Annotated in this window: 19 protein-coding genes and 1 tRNA gene; 10 read left to right on the forward strand and 10 right to left on the reverse strand. The window is 48.6% G+C overall.

Features of this window, described 5'->3' with window-relative positions; genetic code table 11:
- Positions 1 to 15 precede the first annotated feature (15 nt).
- Both MUG09_RS04425 and MUG09_RS04430 read right to left on the reverse strand, forming a co-directional pair.
- Positions 16 to 1770, reverse strand: coding sequence for a sensor histidine kinase (locus tag MUG09_RS04425; RefSeq protein WP_244773889.1), 1755 nt, complete (start codon positions 1768 to 1770; stop codon positions 16 to 18).
- Between the two features lie 8 nt (positions 1771 to 1778).
- Positions 1779 to 3272 carry a response regulator transcription factor gene (locus MUG09_RS04430; RefSeq protein ID WP_244773890.1) on the reverse strand — a complete coding sequence of 498 codons (1494 nt, stop codon included), beginning with the start codon at positions 3270 to 3272 and terminating at the stop codon, positions 1779 to 1781.
- Positions 3273 to 3415: 143 nt separating this feature from the next.
- Here MUG09_RS04430 and MUG09_RS04435 point away from each other — a divergent pair, with 143 nt between their 5' ends.
- The 6 genes from MUG09_RS04435 to gnpA all read left to right on the forward strand — a co-directional run bounded on the left by MUG09_RS04435 (position 3416) and on the right by gnpA (position 10500).
- A complete protein-coding gene (locus MUG09_RS04435) occupies positions 3416 to 4741 on the forward strand; it encodes an extracellular solute-binding protein (RefSeq protein WP_244773891.1) in 1326 nt (441 codons plus the stop codon).
- A 71-nt stretch (positions 4742 to 4812) separates the two neighbouring features.
- Positions 4813 to 5694, forward strand: coding sequence for a carbohydrate ABC transporter permease (locus MUG09_RS04440; RefSeq protein ID WP_244773892.1), 882 nt, complete (start codon positions 4813 to 4815; stop codon positions 5692 to 5694).
- Positions 5694 to 6530, forward strand: coding sequence for a carbohydrate ABC transporter permease (locus tag MUG09_RS04445; RefSeq protein WP_244773893.1), 837 nt, complete (start codon positions 5694 to 5696; stop codon positions 6528 to 6530). Before MUG09_RS04440 ends, MUG09_RS04445 begins: the two co-directional genes overlap by 1 nt.
- Positions 6531 to 6547: 17 nt before the next feature.
- Positions 6548 to 7318 carry an HpcH/HpaI aldolase family protein gene (locus MUG09_RS04450; protein ID WP_244773894.1) on the forward strand — a complete coding sequence of 257 codons (771 nt, stop codon included), beginning with the start codon at positions 6548 to 6550 and terminating at the stop codon, positions 7316 to 7318.
- Between the two features lie 7 nt (positions 7319 to 7325).
- A complete protein-coding gene (locus MUG09_RS04455) occupies positions 7326 to 8330 on the forward strand; it encodes an aldo/keto reductase (protein ID WP_244773895.1) in 1005 nt (334 codons plus the stop codon).
- Positions 8323 to 10500: a 1,3-beta-galactosyl-N-acetylhexosamine phosphorylase gene (gene gnpA / locus MUG09_RS04460; RefSeq protein ID WP_244773896.1), complete on the forward strand. Its 2178-nt coding sequence runs from the start codon at positions 8323 to 8325 to the stop codon at positions 10498 to 10500. The genes MUG09_RS04455 and gnpA overlap by 8 nt, the downstream gene beginning before the upstream one ends.
- A gap of 205 nt (positions 10501 to 10705) precedes the next feature.
- Here the strand turns inward: gnpA and MUG09_RS04465 are convergent.
- The 4 genes from MUG09_RS04465 to MUG09_RS04480 form a co-directional block, all read right to left on the reverse strand.
- A tRNA-Leu gene (locus tag MUG09_RS04465) sits at positions 10706 to 10789 on the reverse strand.
- Between the two features lie 35 nt (positions 10790 to 10824).
- Positions 10825 to 11304 (reverse strand): 2-C-methyl-D-erythritol 2,4-cyclodiphosphate synthase, encoded by a 480-nt coding sequence (gene ispF / locus MUG09_RS04470; protein WP_244773897.1) that lies wholly within the window; start codon positions 11302 to 11304, stop codon positions 10825 to 10827.
- On the reverse strand, positions 11301 to 12113 hold the full coding sequence (locus MUG09_RS04475) for an IspD/TarI family cytidylyltransferase (protein WP_244773898.1): 813 nt from the start codon (positions 12111 to 12113) through the stop codon (positions 11301 to 11303). Before MUG09_RS04475 ends, ispF begins: the two co-directional genes overlap by 4 nt.
- A 1-nt stretch (position 12114) precedes the next feature.
- Positions 12115 to 12618 (reverse strand): CarD family transcriptional regulator, encoded by a 504-nt coding sequence (locus tag MUG09_RS04480; RefSeq protein WP_244773899.1) that lies wholly within the window; start codon positions 12616 to 12618, stop codon positions 12115 to 12117.
- 87 nt (positions 12619 to 12705) lie between these two features.
- Here MUG09_RS04480 and malQ point away from each other — a divergent pair, with 87 nt between their 5' ends.
- On the forward strand, positions 12706 to 14238 hold the full coding sequence (malQ, locus tag MUG09_RS04485; protein ID WP_280529384.1) for a 4-alpha-glucanotransferase: 1533 nt from the start codon (positions 12706 to 12708) through the stop codon (positions 14236 to 14238).
- On the opposite strand, the gene lplA is transcribed toward malQ, so the two are convergent.
- Positions 14235 to 15197: a lipoate--protein ligase gene (lplA, locus tag MUG09_RS04490; protein WP_244773901.1), complete on the reverse strand. Its 963-nt coding sequence runs from the start codon at positions 15195 to 15197 to the stop codon at positions 14235 to 14237. The two genes, malQ and lplA, sit on opposite strands and share 4 nt — an antisense overlap.
- A 47-nt stretch (positions 15198 to 15244) precedes the next feature.
- Between lplA and MUG09_RS04495 the strand changes: the two genes are divergently transcribed.
- Positions 15245 to 15964 carry an RsmE family RNA methyltransferase gene (locus MUG09_RS04495; RefSeq protein ID WP_244773902.1) on the forward strand — a complete coding sequence of 240 codons (720 nt, stop codon included), beginning with the start codon at positions 15245 to 15247 and terminating at the stop codon, positions 15962 to 15964.
- A gap of 49 nt (positions 15965 to 16013) precedes the next feature.
- Positions 16014 to 16835 (forward strand): FAD-dependent thymidylate synthase, encoded by an 822-nt coding sequence (thyX, locus tag MUG09_RS04500; protein WP_244773903.1) that lies wholly within the window; start codon positions 16014 to 16016, stop codon positions 16833 to 16835.
- On the opposite strand, the gene MUG09_RS04505 is transcribed toward thyX, so the two are convergent.
- The gene (locus MUG09_RS04505; RefSeq protein WP_244773904.1) at positions 16832 to 18085 is read right to left on the reverse strand and encodes an SPL family radical SAM protein; all 1254 of its coding nucleotides are present in this window, start codon (positions 18083 to 18085) and stop codon (positions 16832 to 16834) included. The two genes, thyX and MUG09_RS04505, sit on opposite strands and share 4 nt — an antisense overlap.
- Before the next feature lie 62 nt (positions 18086 to 18147).
- Between MUG09_RS04505 and uvrC the strand changes: the two genes are divergently transcribed.
- A complete protein-coding gene (gene uvrC / locus MUG09_RS04510; protein WP_244773905.1) occupies positions 18148 to 20001 on the forward strand; it encodes an excinuclease ABC subunit UvrC in 1854 nt (617 codons plus the stop codon).
- On the opposite strand, the gene holA is transcribed toward uvrC, so the two are convergent.
- Both holA and lexA read right to left on the reverse strand, forming a co-directional pair.
- Entirely contained in the window at positions 19998 to 21029 is a 1032-nt protein-coding gene (holA, locus tag MUG09_RS04515) for a DNA polymerase III subunit delta (protein ID WP_244773906.1), read from the reverse strand. The genes uvrC and holA overlap by 4 nt on opposite strands.
- The gene (gene lexA / locus MUG09_RS04520) at positions 21026 to 21646 is read right to left on the reverse strand and encodes a transcriptional repressor LexA (protein WP_244773907.1); all 621 of its coding nucleotides are present in this window, start codon (positions 21644 to 21646) and stop codon (positions 21026 to 21028) included. Before lexA ends, holA begins: the two co-directional genes overlap by 4 nt.
- Positions 21647 to 21648: the final 2 nt, after the last annotated feature.

The following is a 21648-nucleotide window of genomic DNA, read 5'->3' on the forward strand; positions in this document are numbered from 1 at the left end:
ACTATACACGGGGATTCAGGATGGAAAAAGCGGGAGTGTGATGATCACCACGGTTCCTTTTCCGATTTTACTCATGAATCGAAGGCCGAAGTAATCCCCATGTGCCAGGCGAATACGTTCATGAATATTCCAAACACCATAACCAGAATGCTCAATGGATGTAGACAGCAAGGACTTGATTTTTTCGTTTTGCATACCAACCCCATTGTCAGCAATCGAAATGACCAATGTATCTGCTTTGATTCGCGCCCGAATCCAAATTGTTCCTTTTTCATCCTCCCTTTCACGAATGCCATGGAGAATGGCGTTTTCGACGATGGGCTGGAGCATTATTTTAAATACTGTCTGTTCAAGCAATTCGTCAGAAACTTGGATTTCAAGTTGAATTTTCCCATCGAACCTCATGTTCTGGATTTCTACATACGCTCGAACATGTTCAAGCTCCTGTGAAAGAGGAACCATCGTCTGCCCATGCCCTAGACTAAGTTTATAGAACTTGCTCAGCGCCTTTGCCAGCTTCGTTGATTCCTCGTCATGATTTTTCATTGCCTTCCAACTCATTAAATCAAGCGTATTGTAAAGGAAATGTGGATCGATCATTGATTGTAATACTTTGAATTCGAGATTTTTTATCTGGTATCCGGATTGGAATTGTTCTTCCAGCAACCCGCGCAGATTGTTTGCCATGTCATCATAACAAGCAGTAAGTTGGCCTATCTCATCGGTTCCATTGTCCAAAGGTGTTATATCAAATCCCTTTTTTCTTGAAGACCCGATATGCTCCTGGAGTTTTCTGAGCCTATTTGTTACTGTTTTTGTCGTATAGAGTGAAAGCGGGATGGAAGCTAGAAAGAAAGCGAGTAGCATCCATACCATTTGTTTTCGATAGGTAGTAGATGCAGAGAGTACTTGATTGGCATCTATCAAACAAACCAGATTCCAATCAGATAGTTCGATTTCTGTTCCTCCTAAAAAATATGGTTTCCCCTGTACTTCTATGGAATGGAGCGTTCCATTGATGGGTATATGTTCATCTCCGATCAGTTTGGAAATAAATGGTACATCCATCAGTGAAGCCTCACCTGTGCTGGCAATAATCTCGCCGAAATTATTGAATAATAATGTAGTCGAACCTTTTGAAGCAGCTGTTTGTTCTACGATTTCCTGGAACACATATTGAGGTATGTCACCTTTAATTAAGCCGATATACTTATTGATACTATTGAAATCTGGAACACGTTTCACCAAGGATATAGTTTTAGGAAAGTTGCCTGAAAAAAAAGAAGAAGGGACTAAAATCGTCTTGAACAGTGCAAGACTTTCCATTCTGGCATTCCACTCCTGCTGCCGCTTAATATCTAGTTTCTGGTAACTCTCAGTTTGGTTGAATGACGAGGGTCCTTCATCCGGATATACTTGCACCGATTGTAACTCGCTGCTGGTGTATGGATTGTAAATGATATTGAGAATATCTGTACGCTGGATGAACCAGTTGCCTTCCATCGTTCGATCATAAGAAGAACCTGACTTCAATAATGTTTGCACTGTATCATCAAAACTTAGTGTATCCACGATATTGTTCAGAGATGATAGGGTATAATTTAGGAACGCGGCTGATTGTTTCAGCGAACGTTCATTCATATCCAGGGTTTGGATGGTTGTGGTAACCTTGAACGATCGATAATTGATGAGTGTGATGGCTAGCAAAGGAATGAGCAACATTCCCAAATAGACGAAACCGAGGCGAGTGGCAAATTTGATGGGTTTCATTCTCCACCTCATTTTTTTACTCCGTCACGATATTGACTCGGTGTCATCCCACAACGAGTCTTGAACATACTGCTCAAGTAATTTGGATCTGCCATGCCTACCTTGTTGGCAATCTCATATAATCGGAGGTCTGTGGTTCTAAGCAGTTTTTTAGCTTTTTCAAGACGTACATCCATCATGACATTGTTGATTGTGGTTCCCGTGTTTTGCTTGAACAGAGAACAAAGGTAATTTTGAGAAAGGTCCGCATGGTCAGCCAATACTTTGATGGATAGATTTTGATCCATGTAATGCCAGAGAATGTAGTGGATGGTTTCTTTCACTTTGGGGTCGTAGGTATCATTACCAAGCGTGCCGAATACATGCATTCCATAGAGTAACAGTTTCTGCATTTCTTCCAAGGAATACTCTGCGAAATCTTCAAATCTAAGGCAGTCTTCATTGATTGTCACTTCCATCATCTTCAAATACATCGCATAGAGTTCTTTTTTCACAATAATAATGTCAGACCATCGCTGCTCTCTGAGTTGGAGAAAAACTGATTGAACCGAGGAGAAACACAATCCAGTGGTTGTAGGTATGAGTTGTGGTCTGCCTTCATGAACTTTGCACAACAGGGTATCCTCAAATAGTATGGTGCCTTTCTGAACATAGAACCAGAGGGAACAAATTCTCTGAGCTTGCTTCCACCCTTGAGGTAATTGGTGTATCGATTGGATTCCAGGGCTTACTCCCACAGATAGAGTTTCTCCTAACTCCAACTCAAGGCTTCGCTTGATAATGCCTATATGAGAGACATCCAAGAGCGAGGTCACTAGGGCGATTTCTCCATTGCCAAAGTCAGTTGCCATGTAGTCATGGGAATTGCCAACCACCTCAATATCTTGCATGATTCCACACAATGTCTCTAAAAAGGAAGTGTGTTTGTGTGAGTGAAGGCACGAGACTTGATATTTCCCTTCCTCTTTCCAGTCGAAATACAATGGATAGAACCGCGAGTGTACAAAGCCATATCCACCTTTCTGGGGTTTGAGCAATTCTGTTGCTATCTCCTGTTTTATCAAACGAGAGGCTTTTGCAAGTGAAGAGAGGGGAAAACCATGGTTTGGGAGATTTTCATCCTGATGGTCGAGCTGCTCGATGATTTTTACCAAAACCGATTTCAATTCCTCGATTTCAATGGGTTTCTCGACATATTGCTCAACTTTCAAGGTAATTGCTGATTTTAAATACTCTTTGTCTGTATATCCACTGAGGAACACAATTTTACATCGAGGGTATTTGGCCCTGACATTCATGGCCAATTCAATCCCGTTCATGTGAGGCATTCGTACATCGGAAAGAAGAATATCTACTGGGAGTTCTTCCATTTTTTCTAGTGCATTCAATCCATCGGTGGCAGTAAATGATACGGCAAGGTTGAGATCTGCCCAAGGGACAAGATTTGAAAGACTTTCCCGTGTTATCCGTTCATCATCCACAATTCCCACCGTATGCTGCATGGATAGTTGACTCCTTTGACTTTGCTATCAGAAGATTTTCAAGATTATAGTACAATTCTTGCGGTTTTGCGTTAAAAGAATCAACCCTATACTAAGGACGTATTACAAAAGGACGGATGATCAACATCCGAATAGGAGGACTCATGAAAAAGGTATTTCTCGCATTGTTCGTGATTCTGCTCTGTGTATCCCCCGTTTTTGCAACGGGTAGCAAGGAAGCGGCAACCACTTCAACCCCCCAAAGTTCCCCAAAAAATGTTTGGGATGGAGACCCAGTTGACTTGAAAATGATGGTATTTCCTGCGACTGCAAACTATGAACGCATCAATGCAAATTTCCTGGCAGCAAATCCTGAGATTGACCGTAAGGTGAATATTGAGGTGCAGTTAGGTGGTAGTGGTGACGGGGACGTTGCGCAGAAACTCCGGCTTGCACTTGCTTCCGGGCAGAATATTCCTGACTTGATTCGTCTCAATTATACCCAGTTGCCCGAATTCGCAGAAGCCGGTGTGTTGGAAGACATCAGCGCCTACATCAAGCCGTATGAAGATTCCATCATCGATGCTGCAAAGACCGTGATGCAATACAAAGGCACTTATTATGCCTTTCCAAGGGAAATCAAACCCAAGGTATGGTTCTATCGCAAGGATATCTTCGATGCAGTGGGTATTGATCCCTACCAGGTGAAAACTCTCGATGAGTTCATCGCTGCTGGCGAGAAAATCCAGGCAAAGTACCCCAATGCGCATATGGAAAATTTCAATATTCCTGCTCGCAGTTACGATTTAATGATGCTTCTCAGTGGCACTGATGGCTCATTCTGCAGCGAGAAGGGTGAATATGACTTGGCCTCTGATCCCGATGTGAAATTGACCTTTGAACGTATCAAGAAATTGAATACATCCAAGGTGAACAGCACTGTCGCGGAATGGAGTGCAGACTGGAAACCCGCTTTCAATAGTGGAGAGTTGGTCAGTCAGCTTATTGGCGGTTGGTTCAAGACTGATTTTATGAATTTCGGACTTACCGAACAACAGGGCAAGTGGGCCATCGCTCCATGGCCGGAAGAAATCCGTTATGGTTCCGACGCTGGTGGAGCTATTTGGGTTGTTCCCAAGGCTTCCAAGAACAAGGAAGTTGCTGCATCCTATATTGCAAAGCTTTGTTTTGATCTGGATGCCTCGAAGATTATCTTTGATGAGACCGGTATCATACCAGCCCTCAAGACTGCAAAAGACGATCCGTACTTTAATGCTCCTCACAAGTTTTACGCTACGAGTCTTGGCCCTGTGAACTTTGAGACCCTGGGGTATCTGAAGGTTTATCCTTTCACCCCAGCCTCAACTCAGGAAATCACCATTGCCCTTCAGTATTTAGATGAGTACCTCAAGGGAAAGATGACCGTTGATGAAGCGCTTGCTGCAGCACAGAAAGATATGATCAACCAGATTGGCAATCCCTTCAAATAAGCAACAATGCTCCTTGGCCAGTGGGTTACTCTGGCCAAGGGGACTCTTCTCGGTTCCTGGAGATGTATTTCATGGCAATACGAATAAAAAATGGGATGAAAGGGGAGAGACAGTGGACTCCGTATTTGTTCATCCTGCCCTTTCTGGTTTCCTATGCATTATTTTTTATCTACCCCGCAGTCTATTCGCTGGCGTTGAGTTTTTTTCGGTACAAGGGTTATGGCAAAGCTTCTTTCATAGGTTTCAACAATTACAAGAATCTATTGACGTACCGCACGCTGTGGATGTGCTTGGGCAATACTCTGTTTTACTTCATTGCCAGCTTTATTCCTGTCATGATTGTTTCCTTCTCCCTCGCTCTGATTGTACGTTCAAAGCTGGTTCGTAAATGGCAAAGCCTATACAAGCCAATAATTTTCCTTCCTCAAGTGTGTGCAGTTGTTGCAAGCAGCCTATGTTTCAAGATAATTTTTGGTGATCGAGTGGGAGTTTTCAGCCAACTGGCCGGTCACCCGATTCCCTTCCTCTCCGATAACACTCTTATGAAATGGGTTGTAGTGGTACTCTTGACTTGGAGAGGCATCGGTTGGTACTTCATCATTTTTCTCTCGGGTTTGACGACAATCAGTGATGAAATTACTGAAGCTGCCACCATCGATGGTGCAGGCCCTATTGCAACAATATTCTCAATTGTAATTCCGATGATGAAACCAACCTTCATGCTTGCGTTCATCACCAATGCCATCGGTTCATTGAAAATTTATACGGAACCGAATCTGCTGCTTGCGTTGAACTACGATCCACCGATGCAAGTAGCCCCATACATCAACCTCATCATCAACAGCATGGGCGGCGGGCAGTTCGGTATGGCAAGCGCAGCGGGCTGGATTCTTGTTGTGGTCATTCTGATTCTGACTCTTTTTCAGTTGAATTTGTTTCAAGGAGATGAATGATGAGAAAGCCACATCCAACCACGATTCTGATGCATGTTATTCTTATCCTTGTCTGTTTACTTCTGCTCTATCCTGTTTTCGTTATGGTGGCAGGTTCACTCAAGACTGCCGAGGAGTTGGCCTTGAATGCATCTGGGCTGCCAAAGACTCCTGTATTGGAAAATTTCAGACGATTATTCAATTTCAACTCAGGTTTGATAATCCGTACATACGCAAACAGTATATTTGTTGCCACATCCTATACAGGCTTGGTGGTTGCCGTGGCATCGCTGGCGGGTTTCGCATTTGCGAAATTCCGCTTTTGGGGAAGGGATGTTCTGTTTCTCTTGCTCTTGATTACCATGATGATTCCCGTTGAATTGAATATTACTCCGTTGTATCTCTTTTTCTCCCGTCTTGGATGGCTCAATACCTACAGGGTGCAGATAATACCTGGAATTGCCAATGTGTTTTCTCTATTTTTGATGCGCCAGTATATGGTGACCATTCCCGATTCCCTAATAGAAGCTGCGCGTATCGATAGTGCGGGTGATTTCTTCATTTTCAGAAAAATCATAATTCCCGTCTCGGTACCAGCCATTGGAGCTTTGGCAATCCTTCAATTTCTCAGCAAGTGGAACGAATTGCTATTCCCCAAAATCATGCTTACCAAAGAACGCTTGATGCCCATCATGGTAATACTCCCTACTCTCAATGAGATTGACTCGGCAAGGAGTGTACCTTGGGAATTGGTATTGGCAGGGTGCACCCTGGTCACTCTACCCTTGATTATTGTGTTTTTAATATTCCAGGATAAGTTTTTATCCAGTGTTACATTAGGTGCTGTCAAAGGTTGATGAGTGAGGAAAAGCTGATGAGAATTGACGATTTGAAAACGAAGATTGCCCAAGGGAAACTGGTTAAGGGGGTCTTCATTACGATGGCTGACAGTGTATCCAGTGAGATGGCTGGGTATTGTGGATATGACTATGTCTGGATAGATGCTGAGCATGGGGCCCTTGATCGTCAGGAAATATTGGCTCATATCCGTGCTGCCCAAGGCACTGGTTGTTGCGCTTTTGTACGTGTCAGGGTAGTTGATCCTTCCTTGATGAAAGCAATCTTGGATATGGGGCCTGATGGAGTCATTTTCCCCTTCTGCGACAATGCAGAGATAGCCCGTTTGGCAATCGCCTCCTGTGCGTATCCTGACAGCGCATTACATGGCATTCGGGGGCAAGGACCGGTAAGGGCAATAAGGTACGGCTTGGACGATGAAGGTACATATTTGGAGCATGCATACGAAAAAGTTTTAAAAATTCTCCAAATTGAGACGATTGAGGGGTATGAGAACCTTAAGCAGATCATCGAGGTTCCCGGTATCGATTCCCTGTTCATTGGTGCTGCAGACCTCAGTCGAAGTATTGCGGGTAGTGAGAAGCACTATGATTTGTCCACAGTGTATGATGAAATTTGCCATCAGGTACGGCAAGCTGGGTTGTTGCTTGGAGCTGCCATCGGGCCTACTCTGTCCGATGCCAGGAAGGTGATGTCCAAGGGTGTTCAATGGGTTGTCTTCGGACAGGATTCCCGTATTCTGGCAGAAGGGCTGAATGCCAACCTTAAAGCATTGGAAGGGGTGTGATTTGCGTATGAAATATGTTCCTTTTCCTGGCCGTTATGAATCGATTCCATACGAGAGATGTGGGAACAGTGGTCTTCTCTTGAGCCGACTCAGTCTGGGGCTTTGGCACAATTTTGGATCAGATTCAGATTTCGAAAATTGCCGCGATTTGGTGCTCGGCTGTTTTGACCGTGGAATAACCCATTTTGATTTGGCAAACAACTATGGGCCCCCTCCAGGGAGTGCTGAATCGGTATTCGGCAAAATCTTGAAACAAGATTTGGGCGATTGTAGGGACGAATTGGTCATATCCACCAAGGCAGGGTACCATATGTGGGGAGGCCCATATGGGGAATGGGGGAGCAGGAAACATCTTTTCTCTAGTTTGGAACAAAGTCTGAAGCGAATTGGATTGGACTATGTGGATATTTTTTATCATCATCGGCCAGATCCGAATACGCCCCTTGAGGAGACTGCTCGTGCCCTATCTGATATTGTGCTGGCAGGGAAAGCCCTGTACATAGGCATTAGTAACTATGATGTTACTCAAACTGAGAAAATCTCCCAGCTTTTAGCTCAATCAGGGACTCCGTGTCTCATCCACCAGTTTAAATATTCAATGCTTACAAGGCAGAATGAGGAGCTTCTCCCAGTCCTTCTGGACAAGGGTATAGGAGGTATCGCCTTTTCTCCCTTGGCTCAAGGATTGCTTACCGGCAAATACCAGAAGGGAATTCCTTCTGATTCCCGCGCCGCAGGAAACAGTGTATTTCTCAAGCCCGAATCAATCAAATCGGGGTTGCTCGGAGTGATTGATGAGCTGGGCATCATAGCGAAGGCGCGTAATCAAAATTTAGCCCAATTGGCGCTGTCCTGGATTCTCAAGGAACCAGCAATAACCAGTGTCATCATAGGAGCAAGTAAACTATCACAGGTTGATGACAATCTGAAGTCCTTTGATAACCTAGTCTTTTCTGACGGTGAATCCAGCACTATTGATCAAATTCTGTCCAAGGTATTAGGAAATGAGTGAGACAATTGGATTCTTTACCATTCCAGGTGAATCGGGGTATGAAGATTTAACCTTGAATTTAGCGAAACGATGGGGTGCGGACTGCGTGCGTGATTGCGATGGTACCAAGCTTTCAGATCAAATCCTTAACTCTGGCATGCAGGTGTATTCCACTCTTTGCATCATCCGAGAACACAATGAATATGTTAGGAAGCATCCCGAGCATCAGCAACAGGTTTTCTTGGAAAGTAAGCGCATTCTCTGCACCGGATCATCTGTTTGCCTTCCCTTGCTCGATGGATACTTCAAAAAGCAGTTCCAAGTCAATGAAAGCGTGGATTCCCTGAGGTATTGGCAAGTGTTTGACCGGACAAGCCAGAAGGAAATCCCTTCTTCGGATTGGAAGTATGATTCGCTCTCTCAGTCTGTATTGGTCTCAAACCCTCATGCGTTCCATGAATATTCAGTCGATTTTATGGCTTACAGGATTTGGGAAGAAATCAACATGTATAACCATGTGACCAATGACTGGAACAATGAACCTTTGAGACAACTTGATCCGAGGTATCCTGAGGTTCGGGAATATTTATTACAATGGCTGGACGCATGGTGCAATTCCCATCGTGAGACATCAATCGTTCGATTTACATCCTTGTTCTATAACTTCGTCTGGATTTGGGGTGATGATGAGAATAACAGGCACCTCTTTACCGATTGGTCGTCCTATGATTTTACAGTAAGCCCGTTGGCCCTCGATCAATTTGTCTCTCGTTTCGGCTATTCTCTCTCAGCTGAGGATTTCATCAATAGTGGGCTTCGGAATCCATCCCATGTTGCGTGGGAGGGGAAGATGATGGATTACCTTGATTTCACCAACCAGTTCGTCTCGAGCTTTGCCAAAGAGCTGGTTGATGTAGTACACCGATATGGGAAAAAGGCATACGTATTCTATGACGATAGTTGGGTAGGTATGGAACCTTATGGACACCGGTTCTCTTCCATTGGGTTTGACGGAATAATCAAGTGTGTATTTTCAGCATTTGAAACCAGGATGTGTGCTGGTGTTGAAGGTCCGGATGTGCATGAGATACGATTACATCCCTATCTTTTCCCCGTTGGTCTAGGAGGCAGTCCTACCTTTACAGATGGAGGAAATCCTGCCTTGGATGCCCAAAAGTATTGGGTACAAATCCGTAGGGCCTTGTTACGTTCTCCTGTACAACGTATTGGCTTGGGTGGATATCTGCACCTGACTGAAGGTTACCCGGATTTTGTGGATTGCATTACTGGTATAGCTGATGAATTCAGGATGATTAAAGACTTGCATCAATGCGACTCTCCTCTGGTATACAGGCCAAGAATCGCAATACTTTCCAAGTGGGGGAAACTCCGAAGCTGGACCTGTGGAGGACACTTTCATGAACATCCTGACCTTGATTTGTTGAATATCCTGGAGAGTCTGGCAGGCTTGCCTTTTGAAATTTGTTTCTTAGGATTTGATGAACTAAGCCTCGACCTTTTGGATGATATTGATGTTATTATCAATGCTGGTATCGCGACGAGCAGTTGGAGTGGAGGAAACGCATGGTGTTCTGATACTGTGGTGGAAATACTCAATCGTTGGGTATGGAAGGGTGGTACGTATCTTGCAGTAAATGAAGCATCTGCTTTCCCTGGTTGTGATACTGGTCTGCGCATGGCTCCGGTTTTAGGTCTCATCCTAGATGATGGAAGCAGGCTTTGCCATGGGAGATGGCCAATTTGTGAAGCAAGACAATATACCACGTTGTTTGGGAATGCCTCTCTCTTTGGGAAGTCCAATATTTTGATTCTTGACTCTGAAACAGAAATCATCAAAGCGGAGGAGGGGCGTATTGTTGCTGCAAGCCGTTCCTTTGGAGCAGGTCGGGGTGTATACCTTTCAGAATTCAGATATACAGCAGCAAACACAAAGATGCTTGAGAGGCTACTTCTCTGGTGTTGTACGAATGAAGTTCATCAAGCGTTTAGTTGTGATTGCGATGATGTTTCTCTGACGTATTTTGTGAATAAGAAGATATTAGTGCTTTCCAATACGAGTAATAATGAGAAGAGTGTTCATTGTGAAACGCCTTATGGTCTCATCATCGAAACTATAGAACCTTTTGGTATGGTAATTATGGCTAAAGGTGAATCAAACGTATTCTCTTGATTATTCTGTAATGCTCTAGTCAAAGGGCTCACAGTAGACTGGATTGATGAATTTTTAGGGTGTTGAGCAATCAGTAAATATATAATGAGAATGTCATAGAACTGAGACTCCGTGATTCTGGCCACCTTGGATTCTGTCTTGAGCCTTCTTTTGAGACGTTATCCAAAAAAAAGCAAACCCTTTGTTATAAAAGGTTTGCCTATAGTGCCCAGAAGAAGACTCGAACTTCCACGAGTGTGACCCCGCTAGGACCTGAACCTAGTGCGTCTACCAATTCCGCCATCTGGGCGCAGGCACAACTATAAAGTATTTATTTGGATTGTGTCAACACGGTATTTCAGAAATTAGGACACTGGCTTGGGCAATAATTGCATCTCCGCTTCCGAGTTCACCAAGTATTGTCTCAGCAGTCTTTGCCTTCACCGAGACTTTATTCAGCTCAAGCTGCAGTGCTTTTGCGAGGTTGGCCCTGATGGCATCGATATGTTCCCGAAGTTTGGGTTTCTGGAGAATAATGGTCGTATCAAGATTGACGATGTGGTAGGGTGGGAGATCCTGCTCAAGTACCTCCTTGAGTAGGTCTATGCTATTGGAGTCTTTATACTTTGGGTCGGAGTCGGGGAAGTGTGAACCGATATCACCTTTTGCCAAGGCACCAAGCAGGGCGTCGATGATAGCATGGATCAGGACATCGCCATCGCTGTGGGCTATTTCGCCTTTCTCGCTGGGAATTATTACTCCACCGAGGATGAGTTTTCTCCCTGGGCCCAGCCGGTGTACGTCCCACCCGGTTCCAATTCTCATAGACCAGCCTGCTCCCTTTTCGCCTCATCCATTGCCTGGTGAAGCAGCCTCGCAGCCTTTGCGCTGCGCTTTCCTTCTTCAAGGTTCTTCAGATATTGTTCAATCTGGACCTCGGCATCAGGGATGTCATCCATGTAGGTAATCTTGCGATTCTCCCGTTCCCCTTCGCAAATCCCCACCGAAAGGCCGAAATCGGTGAAAATCTGGGTATCATCAATGTAATCGGAGGCTTTGTTTCGTGCTTGCTGGTGGGCCTCCCAAATTTCAGGGTACTTGAATATCTGGGGAGTCTGAACACCCACGGCATGGGTTCTGTCTATATGGTGGGTAAGCATACCGTTGTCATCGATGATCTTCAGGGCATCGGTGGCGGGGAGGGCGGGAACCGCCCCCTTGAACACCTTTGCAGTAGCCAAGGTGCGGATGATCAACTCGGGGCTTACAAAGCAGCGGGCTCCATCGTGTATTGCTACAAATTCTGCATCAAGGGCCATGGTGGAGAGAAACCTCAGTGCCTCGTATACCGACTCCTGCCGACTCTTTCCGCCCTTTACCAGGATAAGGGGGACGAAATTCTGATGCAGCAAGTCCTCCAATGCAACAGCACACTGGTCCTCCATCCCCTGTGGATAGGTGACCAGAATGGCGGCACAGTTTGGAACTTGGAGAAAAGGAGCAATGGAGCGGTAGAGAACCGTGTGGCCATCGATGGACAGGTACTCCTTCTTGACACCGAGTTCCTTGCTTGCATTGAACCGTTCGCTGCTGCCTGCAGCGGTTACTATCACCACGTGTTTAGGAAAAGCCATGTTATTTCTCCAATCGGGAGAATACGAGCAACTCGATCTCCTTTTTGTCTTTTTTCAAAGAGAAAGAAGTCTCATCGATTAAAAGTCGCAAGGCATTATCGTAAAGCTTGCGTTCCTGAACCGGCAGCTCCTTGATCTTGCTGCGGTGATAGAGTGCCTGGACAACTTTTGCGATGGAGGCGATGGAACCCTGCTTGAGCAGGTCGACATTCATCTGATAGCGGGCCTTCCAGTCCACCGGCATAGGTTCATACTTGCTGGAGATGGAATCGATTGCCGCCTGGGCTTCTTTTTGCTCAACGATGGGTCGGATACCCATCTCTTTTGATTTTTCCACAGGAATCATAACCGTCATGTCTGAAATATCAAGGTAGATGACGTAATACATCGTCACCGCACCTCGGAACGTTCGCTCTTCGATGCGTTTGATGACGCCTACACCTTGAAGAGGATACACTACGTGTTCCCCAACGGCAAATTGTACTTTTTCCTGCGGTAAATTCATAGCACAAGTATATCCGATTTTTTGGCTTTCAACAAGGCGAGCTGAAGGGAAACTCATCCTGCCTCCAGATAGCCAATAGAGGACAAAATGCAGTATAGTCGAAGTATGAAACAGAATACACGACGATGCGGTGTGCTGATGCACCCTACATCATTACCATCGAAACACGGAATTGGATCACTTGGCGATGAAGCCTTTCAGTTCCTTGATCTCCTGAAAAAAACATCGGTCAGATTGTGGCAGATTCTTCCCCTAGGCCCAACCGGGTATGGTGACTCTCCCTATGCCGCCCGTTCCTCCTTTGCAGGCAATGAACTGCTCATCGACTTGAAGAGCCTTGCCTATGACGGGTATTTGGACGTTGAGGATGTATTTTACAACCCGGATTTCCCCTCCGACCGGGTCGATTACGGCATGGTACGATCCTTCAAGGAACCCTTGTTGGAGAAGGCAGCCCAAGAGTTTCTTGCACATGCCGAGCCTGACGAACTGTCAGCCTACCAGAACTTTGTCTCTGAGAATGCCTGGTGGCTTGACGATTACGCCCTGTATCAGGTGCTCTGCAGACATTACAACGACTCCCGTTGGTTTGAAATATGGCCTGAAGAGCTCAGGTTACGAAAAGCAGCAGCCTTGAAAAAGGCTCAAAAAGAGTTCTCCAGCCACATTGAGATCATCAAGATCCAGCAGTACTTCTTCTTCACCCAATGGCAGAAAGTAAAGAGCTATGCCAACACGCACGGCATTCAGATCATCGGTGACATACCCATATTTGTCGCACCGGACAGTGTGGATGCATGGGCAAACCGTCACCTGCTCAAGATTGACAAGGACGGCAGGCAGACCGTTTCCAGCGGTGTGCCGCCTGATGCGTTTTCCGATGACGGACAGCTGTGGGGTAATCCCGTCTATGACTGGGAAGCCCATCGGAAGGAGGGCTTTTCCTGGTGGATCAAGCGAATCCAGAAAACCTTGGAGACCTGTGACATTGTACGCATAGACCACTTCCGTGGTTTTGCCGCATATTGGGAAGTTCCCCAAGGTGAAAAAACCGCGATGAACGGCACCTGGGTTGAAGCTCCGGGCAAGGAGCTGTTTGTTGCCCTCAAGCAGGCACTGGGCAATGATCTTCCCATCATTGCAGAGGATCTGGGAGTAATAACCGAGGACGTCGAGGATCTCAGGGACTCAAACAACTTCCCCGGCATGAAAATCCTTCAGTTTGCCTTCAACGTGGAAGGCGGGAAGCTGGATGCCTCCAATGCATACCTTCCCCACAACTGTGTATACAACAGTGTCATCTATACCGGGACGCATGACAACAACACCACACGCGGCTGGTATGATGCCATGGACGGGGCGGGCAAGGATGTGGTCCGGCGATATCTTGAGTGTCCCGACGACCAGGTGGTCTGGCAGATGATCCGACAGATGCTCCTCAGCTGTTCCAAGGATGCAATACTGCCCATGCAGGATTGGTTGGAACTCGGAGCCGAGGGGCGGATGAACATTCCCTCCACCTGCGGCCAGAGCAATTGGAGCTGGCGGGCCAGGAGCCTGCACCTCGAGCCCTGGAGAATCGACCGGTTGCGCTCTTTGATTGAGCTCAGCGGACGCTAGAGCAACGAGACGACATGGGAGAGCAGGCTGACCAGATCGGCCTGCTCGCATGTTCTTGCAAGCTCTGCCAGGACGGCATGGTTGTATGGGACACCCTTCAGGATGCCGACAGCCCTGTCGACAATGGAAGTATCGAGGGCATCGGTGAACATCCTCACTTCACTGATGAGACCTTTTTCCACCTGCAAATGCAGGCTTGCCTCACCCCAGTCGAACCGGTGGGTAAAGAAGTGGGTGAACTGAGGAGTCTTCTCAAGAATCACCGAAAGATCTCCAAACCGTCGATAGTTCGCTTGGGCTTCAGGAATCGCAGCACAGTCGATGGCGGTAACCTCAGTTTTTCCGTACGCCGCATTGAAGGCTTCGATGAGGGATGTCTCCACCATCTCGTTGGTGATGTCTTCTCTCCCTTCCTTCAGGTTTCCCACACGGGAGGCAACGGACCTCACCGCTTTGGAAGCCAGCTTCGTCGAGCTGGGGGTGAGGTAGTTGCTCATCACCGAGAGGTCGCTGCTGACCAGAAGCGTCCCATGGTGGCAGAACTTGGTGGCTGTGGTCTGAAACGCATTGCCGGATATCTTTTTCCCGTCGAGCAGGATGTCGTTGCGCCCTGAAAGTTCACAATGCAATCCAAGGTTTGCAAGCGCCTTGAGGACCAAGGAAAAATTCTCCTCCTTGGTGTTGGTCTCCTTGTTCCCGATCAAGGTGAAGCAGAGATTTCCCCGGTCGTGATACACTGCACCTCCACCGCTCTGGCGGCGCACCAGCTGTACATTGTGTTCCTCCATATTCTTCAGATTGCACTCTGAGAATGGATTCTGATAACGCCCGATGACAATGCAGGGATCGTTCACCCACAAAAAAAGAATGTGGTCATACTCAAGGGTGAGCATGTATGCCTCCCCTGCCAGATTTGCTGCACAGTCATGGGATGTAGCCAGGTATATTGCATTCTTCATGTCCCAACTCTACCTTCTAACCCCATGGCTATGCTATACTCACCTGTATGAATATCATCCTTTTTAAGGCGCTTTCTGCACAGAATGAGCTTTCCATGCAGGACCCGCGGGCCCAACACATCTGTAAAATCCTTCGGCTCAAGGAGGGTGAAAGCTTTCAGGCCGGCATCATCAATGTGGGTAAGGGAACCGCGACCCTTACCGATTTGGGAAAAGAGCACATACGTTTTGACTTCGTGCTGGAGGACACGCAAAGCGCCCATCTGTACCCGGTGACCTTGTTGGTCTCCCAGGTAAGGCCCATCTGCATGCGCAGGATCCTACGCGAAGCGGTGAGCCTGGGAGTTCAGACGATCATCCTTTGCACTACACAGACCGGCGAGAAATCCTACGCCCAGGCGACGCTGTACACCAGCGGTGAATATCGCTCCATCCTGCTCGACGGAGCGATGCAGAGCGGCAAGTGCGGAGTCAGCGAGGTGCAGTTCGCCCCCTCGGTCGCCTCGGCGATGAAGCTGCTCGATGAAACCAGCCAACGCATTGTTTTGGACAATGTACGTGAGGGCTCCAGTCTCGCTCATGCGACAATTACTGCTGCTTCGGTGGTGCTCGCCATCGGCGGCGAGCGGGGGTTCACCGATGAGGAGAGGTCTGTCTTCGAGAGCAACGGCTTCTCATTTGCCGCACTCGGAAGCAGAATCCTCCGCACCGAAACCGCCTGCAGTGCCGGTCTGGCCGTCCTGCTTGGCCGGATGGGCTTGCTCTAGACGGCCCGAGCAGGCATAATACTCAGACTTGTTGATAGGAGAGAGAGACATGGCACATTGCATCGTAGCAGAAGCTGAAGAGATTCTGGACAAGGAGTTCCCTGTTCTGGACCATGGATTTGTCCGGCTTGTAGATTATCTGGGCAGTGATGAACGGATTGTGCAAAGTGCGCGTGTCTCCTACGGCAGCGGGACAAAAACCTACCGGCAGGACAAGGGCCTTATCAGCTACCTGCTGCGCAATGACCATACATCGCCGTTTGAGCAGGTTAACTTCACCTTCCATGTGAAAATGCCCATTTTTGTCGCCCGCCAGTGGATTCGCCACCGAACAGGAAGGGTGAATGAGATCAGCGGCCGTTACAGTGTCATGAGCGACGAGTGCTATCTGCCCGACAGGGAGCATATCAACTTCCAAAGTGAGGACAACAAGCAGGGGCGAACCGATCAGGCGGTCTCTGCCGAGTTGGCCGATGAAGTGTTGGCATTGCTCAGCGAGGACCAGAAGCGCAGCTATGAAACCTATCAGAAGTTGCTTGACCTGGGCATCGCCCGTGAGCTTGCCCGGGTGGACCTGCCGTTGAGCCTCTATACCGAATGGTACTGGCAGATGGATTTGCACAACCTCTTCCACTTCCTGCAGCTCAGGCTCGACAGCCATGCACAGTACGAAATAAGAGTGTACGCCCAAACCATCCTGGAAATGGTTCGCTTGGTCTGTCCCATGGCGACCGAAGCCTTTGAAGAGTATAAGCTTGGCGGAAAGCTCTTCAGCAGGAGTGAGCTGGATGCCGTGAAAGCCATGCTCAAGGGTGAGGAGAATCCACTGAAGGGCAGGGCGCTGGAGCTCTTCGAGCAAAAACTGAACTAACCTTGCAGATTCCTGTTTCTCCATGCTTGCAGACAGTCCTGATATGATTGCTTCATTGCGCGTTCGAAGGCAGCATCGTTCTCATAGCTGAATCCGAATGTCGGCTCCCACAAGCTTGGGTCCTCCATGCAGAGGTAGAAAAAGGGAGAACCCTGCTTCCATGAGGAGGGAACCTCGTTGTATGCAAAGCTGAACATCTCTTGTTTCACCTCCAATGGATAGGTGTATTTGCCAGCACTGAGGGTAAGGTCCATATCGGTTACCCTTGTTTCATATGCACCAGTGCGAAGCGTGCGCAATACCGCCTTGGTGAAAGTCAGTGTTCCCAGGGAGAACATCATCAGCTCATCAGGCCGAAACGATGTGGTGACCTGGTTGATCAAGGTGCCGTATTCTTCCTGCCAACCATCAAAGTAGACCATGGGATGAAGGTGAAAGCCGATGATCCTTCCCTTGTCCCTTGCTCGCTTGGCAGCATCGATGCGCTGCTCGAGGGTGGCGGTGAGGTGCTCCTCCTTCTCAATGATCGTCGGTGCATTCAAGGACCAAGTGGAAACGATATTCAAAGGCAGATTGAGATTCAGATAGTCGCTTCGATGACTCTTGGTCTTCAATTCGATGACAAGATCGGGATACCGTTGTGCAAGGAGTGCAAGGGCATCGAGTGTACCGTAGTCATTCCCCCACAGAAGGGAGTCGCTGCTCTGACCGGTTCCTATGTGCCAGCAATCCTGATCTAAAACCAGTTCTCCAAGCCTCTGCTTCAAGTTCTGCACCACCTTGATCTCATGGCTGTTGTAGAAGGATTGGATGGAGCAATAGCTGCAGCCGAAAGCACATTGCTGTACTGCATCGAGGGTCTTCAGGTTGCAGCAACGTGTTTTTTCTCCATCCACAGGACAGGGACAGCGCCCCATCAAGGTGCTTGATGAGACGAAAAGGCTTTGGTATGTATCCGCAAGACGCTCGGAAGGGAAGAAGTCGCTGTAGGAGGTGGGTTTTACCCGTTCGGCTTCCATCCGCCGCAGATGATCTGCAAGCAAGGCTTGGGAGCGGTGCTTGCCTGCCATATGGGAACAGCCATCCTCATCCATCCACCGTTTCAACGGACCGAGCTTCCACATGGCCAGGTCGGCACAACTCTCGACCAGTTGCCGCTGTTGTTGGTATGAGAAGTGGTAACGACTGTCGAGATCTGTAAGGTAGTGCTGCTCCGATAGTGGCAGATGTGCAAAGAGGGGGTGTTCCATGGCCGGTATTGTATCGGGTGTGGATTGCCAAAACAAGGGGAGCTGGCTATGCTCTTACCTGTATGAAGAAGAAACCACAAGAGCAGACAGTGTATCAGACCGAGAGTGAGGTGGAAAGCTTCGGAAGTGTTGTTTCCGAAGGCGGGGGGCCATCCCAACAGGCCAAGGACCTGCCGCACAACAGCGGTGTCTACCTTATGAAGGACAGCAAGGATACCATTATCTATGTGGGCAAGGCCAAGGATCTGCGCAAGCGCGTCACCAGCTATTTCCTTGCCAACCGGAGTCCCAAGACTGCTGCCTTGGTTTCTAAAATCGCCCGCATCGAGCATATCATCACCGGAAACGAATATGAGGCTTTGGTGCTGGAGAACAACCTGATCAAAAAGTACTCACCCCGGTACAATATCTCGCTGAAGGACGGCAAGAGCTATCCGATCATCCGAATCACCAATGAGCCTTTCCCCAAGGTCTTCAAGACCAGAAGATTCATTGACGACGGTTCAACGTACTACGGACCCTATCCTGATGCCGGGAAGCTCGAACTCTACCTTGATCTGATCGCCAAGCTCTTTCCTCTCAGGCGCTGTGGCACTCCGCTGAAGAAGCGCGACAAACCGTGTCTTTACTATCATATCGGTCTCTGCCTCGGTCCGTGTGCAGGCCTTGTGAGCGTCGAAGAGTACAACAAATCCATAACTGCAGTGAAAAACCTATTGGAAGGAAAAACTGAAGCGCTCCTTGCGGGTCTCGAAGAGGAGATGCAACGGGCAAGCAAAGCGCTGAACTTCGAAGAAGCGGTGGTCAAGCGGGACCAGATCGCCGCCATCAGGGCGGTGGAGACAGGTCAGCAGGTGCAGGATTTCTCGCAGGAAAGCCGCGATTATGCAGCGATCGAGATGCGTGGGCCCCTGTGTACCATCAGTCTCATGCAGATGCGAAGCGGCCAGCTTATCGGTCGTGCCCTCTACCGGGCGGAGACGTTCGGTGATGAGACCGAGACACTGCTCAACTTTCTTGTGCAGTATTATGCCGATGGCTTGAAACTTCCGCAATTCCTCTATGTCACCCACGAAATAGATGTGAATCTCATCCGGCGCTACTTCAGCGAGCAGCTCGGCGGCAGACTGGAAGTCTCTCTTCCCTTGGATGGCAAACACTTCAGGATATTGCGGATGGCCAGGGAGAATGCCGTCAGGGATGTGGAGAAACGACTGAAGAGCAGGGACAACACCAAGGCCCTGGACGACCTAGCCGAGGTATTGGGACTCGGCGCCCCGCCTGCTTTGATCGAAGGTTTCGACATCGCCCACCTTGCAGGCAAATATACCGTAGCCTCGCTCATCTCCTTTCGGGATGGAAATCCTGACAAGCCCAACTATCGCAGGTACAACATCAAGAGTCTGGAAGGGAAAATCGACGATTATGAATCCATCAGGGAGGCTGTCGCCCGCAGGTATACCAAGATTCTCAACGAGAACCTGCAGAGGCCCGACCTGCTGATCATTGATGGAGGCAAGGGGCAGGTCAATGCAGCCAGACAGATCCTGGATGACTTGGGAATGTTCGAGATTCCCATCATCGGGCTGGCCGAGGAGTACGAGACCATCGTATTTGATGACGATCGCGATGATCTGCAACTTCCCGAAGATCATGAGGCCCTGCGACTGGTAATGGCGGTGCGGGATGAGTGCCACCGCTTCGCAACCAGTGCCAACCAAGCCTCCCGCAGCAAGGAAGCCTCCTTCCGCGTTCTCGAATCGGTTCAGGGTATAGGGAAGAAGCGCAGCGAGCAACTGATGAAGCAGTACGGAAGCCTGGATGTACTGTTGTCCAAGAAAGCCGAAGAGCTGGCAGCAGAAGCTTCCCTTCCCCTTGCCGTCGCCCAACGACTGCTCAAACAGCTGACGCTTTAAAAGGAGGCGAAAGAGGCTTGATGAAGTGCTTTCCCCTTGCCCTTGATGATTCGGTAGAGCAGTCGTTCCAAGAGCAGGGGAGTCAGTTCATTGCTTGCTTCCTTCACTTGGATATCAGCTTCAGACAAGGCCGTAATAATGAGCCGTACTGAAGCAAGGTCGAACAGGCGAACGGCATCATGGTAGGTTGTCCTGTCTTTCGGCTTGCGGATGGGGGATGGCTTGCCTTGCACATTCGCCTTTGAGAAGGCTTCAGACTCCGAACCACCCGCGCTTATCTCTTCTGCAATCGAAAGCAGCCGTCTGAATTGCCAGAGCAAGCCGTTGACCAGGAGAATCGGGGTTTGGCTGTCTCCGCTCCCTAGCATTGCCGAGAGGCTTTTCAGGCTCTGTTTCAAGTCGGCACGGGCGATGAGAGGGAAGAGGGTGAAAGCGTCCTCCTGCCGGCTGTGGTGGATATAGGTCTGTACATCTTCCTCGCCGATAGGTCGTCCTTTCTCCCCGATCTGCCAAAAGAGGCCCAACTGATTGCAGATGGTTCTCAGCTCCTGGGTATTGTCCTCGGTCAAGTCCATCAACAGGTCGACGGCATCGCTTGTGATCGAAAGTCCCATTCTTCGGAAATGATTGCGTATCCACTCCGCCTTCTGCGATTCCAAGAGGTCGTAGAAAATTTTTGTATTCTGCTTGGGAACCAGTTTCATGATTTTCTGGGAAATCGAGAGCTCGCTGGAGACGATGACCAGCGTTGCCGTATCGACCGGATGGGCCAGATAATCGGCGATGGCTTGGGCCAAGGAGGCACTCGCACTTTCGGCCTGGCCGAGTATGACAAGGCGGTAATCGCTGAACAGCGAGTTGTTGTTCAGGACGGTGAACATCTCTCCGTTCTCTGTCTCGAACGGGTAAAACCGTGCAAGTTCAATCTCATTGCCGTACTCGCTGCGAAGCCGAGAGCGGATATCCTTCAGTTCTTGTTCTTTCGCCCCGGCTTCAGGTCCGAGGAGCAGGTAGGCCCGTTCGCTCATGCGTAGGTGCGAATCAGCAAGAAAAGCTTGCCGTGGATCTTGCACGAGCGGGTGATGATCGGGCCCATGGAGGAGTTGGCGGGTCTCAATTCGATATAGCCGTTGGAAGGATAGTATGCCTTCAGGGTTATCCCGGGTTCGTCCTCGCCGATGGTTGCGGCGATGATTTCACCGGTGTCGGCGACATCGCACTTCTTGATGATGGCTATGTCGCCGTCATAGATTCCCTCCTCGATCATACTCTCTCCGCGTACTTTCAACGCAAAATAGGTATTACGGGTGTTCTTGAGCATGGTTGCCGGCAGGTTGAGCATATACTCGGTGTTCTCTTCGCTCATCAGCGGCGTGCCGGCGGCAATGGATCCGATGAGGGGAACCTGGATCATCTCCTCGCGTGGAAAAAACTCCTGACCGATAACCTCGATCGATCGGGAGATTCCCCCGGTAGTCTTGATGACCTGCTTGGCCTCAAGTGCTTTCAAATGGTCATGGGCAGCTTTGACCGAGAATTTAAAATGGTCTGCGATATCCCTGACCGAGGGTGCATAGTTGTTTTGTTTGATAAAGGTGCTGATAAAGGAAGCAACATCCTTTTGCCGCTGGGTTAGCTCGCGCATTA

The sequence above is a fragment of the Sphaerochaeta associata genome, assembly GCF_022869165.1.
Lineage (GTDB): Bacteria > Spirochaetota > Spirochaetia > Sphaerochaetales > Sphaerochaetaceae > Sphaerochaeta > Sphaerochaeta associata.

What these genes read in the sequence shown, in the direction of transcription:
- MUG09_RS04425 (WP_244773889.1), bottom strand. Translation starts at nt 1,770, where the DNA reads ATGAAACCCATCAAATTTGCCACTCGCCTCGGTTTCGTCTATTTGGGA.
- MUG09_RS04430 (WP_244773890.1), bottom strand. Translation starts at nt 3,272, where the DNA reads ATGCAGCATACGGTGGGAATTGTGGATGATGAACGGATAACACGGGAA.
- MUG09_RS04435 (WP_244773891.1), top strand. Translation starts at nt 3,416, where the DNA reads ATGAAAAAGGTATTTCTCGCATTGTTCGTGATTCTGCTCTGTGTATCC.
- MUG09_RS04440 (WP_244773892.1), top strand. Translation starts at nt 4,813, where the DNA reads ATGGCAATACGAATAAAAAATGGGATGAAAGGGGAGAGACAGTGGACT.
- MUG09_RS04445 (WP_244773893.1), top strand. Translation starts at nt 5,694, where the DNA reads ATGAGAAAGCCACATCCAACCACGATTCTGATGCATGTTATTCTTATC.
- MUG09_RS04450 (WP_244773894.1), top strand. Translation starts at nt 6,548, where the DNA reads ATGAGAATTGACGATTTGAAAACGAAGATTGCCCAAGGGAAACTGGTT.
- MUG09_RS04455 (WP_244773895.1), top strand. Translation starts at nt 7,326, where the DNA reads ATGAAATATGTTCCTTTTCCTGGCCGTTATGAATCGATTCCATACGAG.
- gnpA (WP_244773896.1), top strand. Translation starts at nt 8,323, where the DNA reads ATGAGTGAGACAATTGGATTCTTTACCATTCCAGGTGAATCGGGGTAT.
- ispF (WP_244773897.1), bottom strand. Translation starts at nt 11,304, where the DNA reads ATGAGAATTGGAACCGGGTGGGACGTACACCGGCTGGGCCCAGGGAGA.
- MUG09_RS04475 (WP_244773898.1), bottom strand. Translation starts at nt 12,113, where the DNA reads ATGGCTTTTCCTAAACACGTGGTGATAGTAACCGCTGCAGGCAGCAGC.
- MUG09_RS04480 (WP_244773899.1), bottom strand. Translation starts at nt 12,618, where the DNA reads ATGAATTTACCGCAGGAAAAAGTACAATTTGCCGTTGGGGAACACGTA.
- malQ (WP_280529384.1), top strand. Translation starts at nt 12,706, where the DNA reads ATGCAGTATAGTCGAAGTATGAAACAGAATACACGACGATGCGGTGTG.
- lplA (WP_244773901.1), bottom strand. Translation starts at nt 15,197, where the DNA reads ATGAAGAATGCAATATACCTGGCTACATCCCATGACTGTGCAGCAAAT.
- MUG09_RS04495 (WP_244773902.1), top strand. Translation starts at nt 15,245, where the DNA reads ATGAATATCATCCTTTTTAAGGCGCTTTCTGCACAGAATGAGCTTTCC.
- thyX (WP_244773903.1), top strand. Translation starts at nt 16,014, where the DNA reads ATGGCACATTGCATCGTAGCAGAAGCTGAAGAGATTCTGGACAAGGAG.
- MUG09_RS04505 (WP_244773904.1), bottom strand. Translation starts at nt 18,085, where the DNA reads ATGGAACACCCCCTCTTTGCACATCTGCCACTATCGGAGCAGCACTAC.
- uvrC (WP_244773905.1), top strand. Translation starts at nt 18,148, where the DNA reads ATGAAGAAGAAACCACAAGAGCAGACAGTGTATCAGACCGAGAGTGAG.
- holA (WP_244773906.1), bottom strand. Translation starts at nt 21,029, where the DNA reads ATGAGCGAACGGGCCTACCTGCTCCTCGGACCTGAAGCCGGGGCGAAA.
- lexA (WP_244773907.1), bottom strand. Translation starts at nt 21,646, where the DNA reads ATGCGCGAGCTAACCCAGCGGCAAAAGGATGTTGCTTCCTTTATCAGC.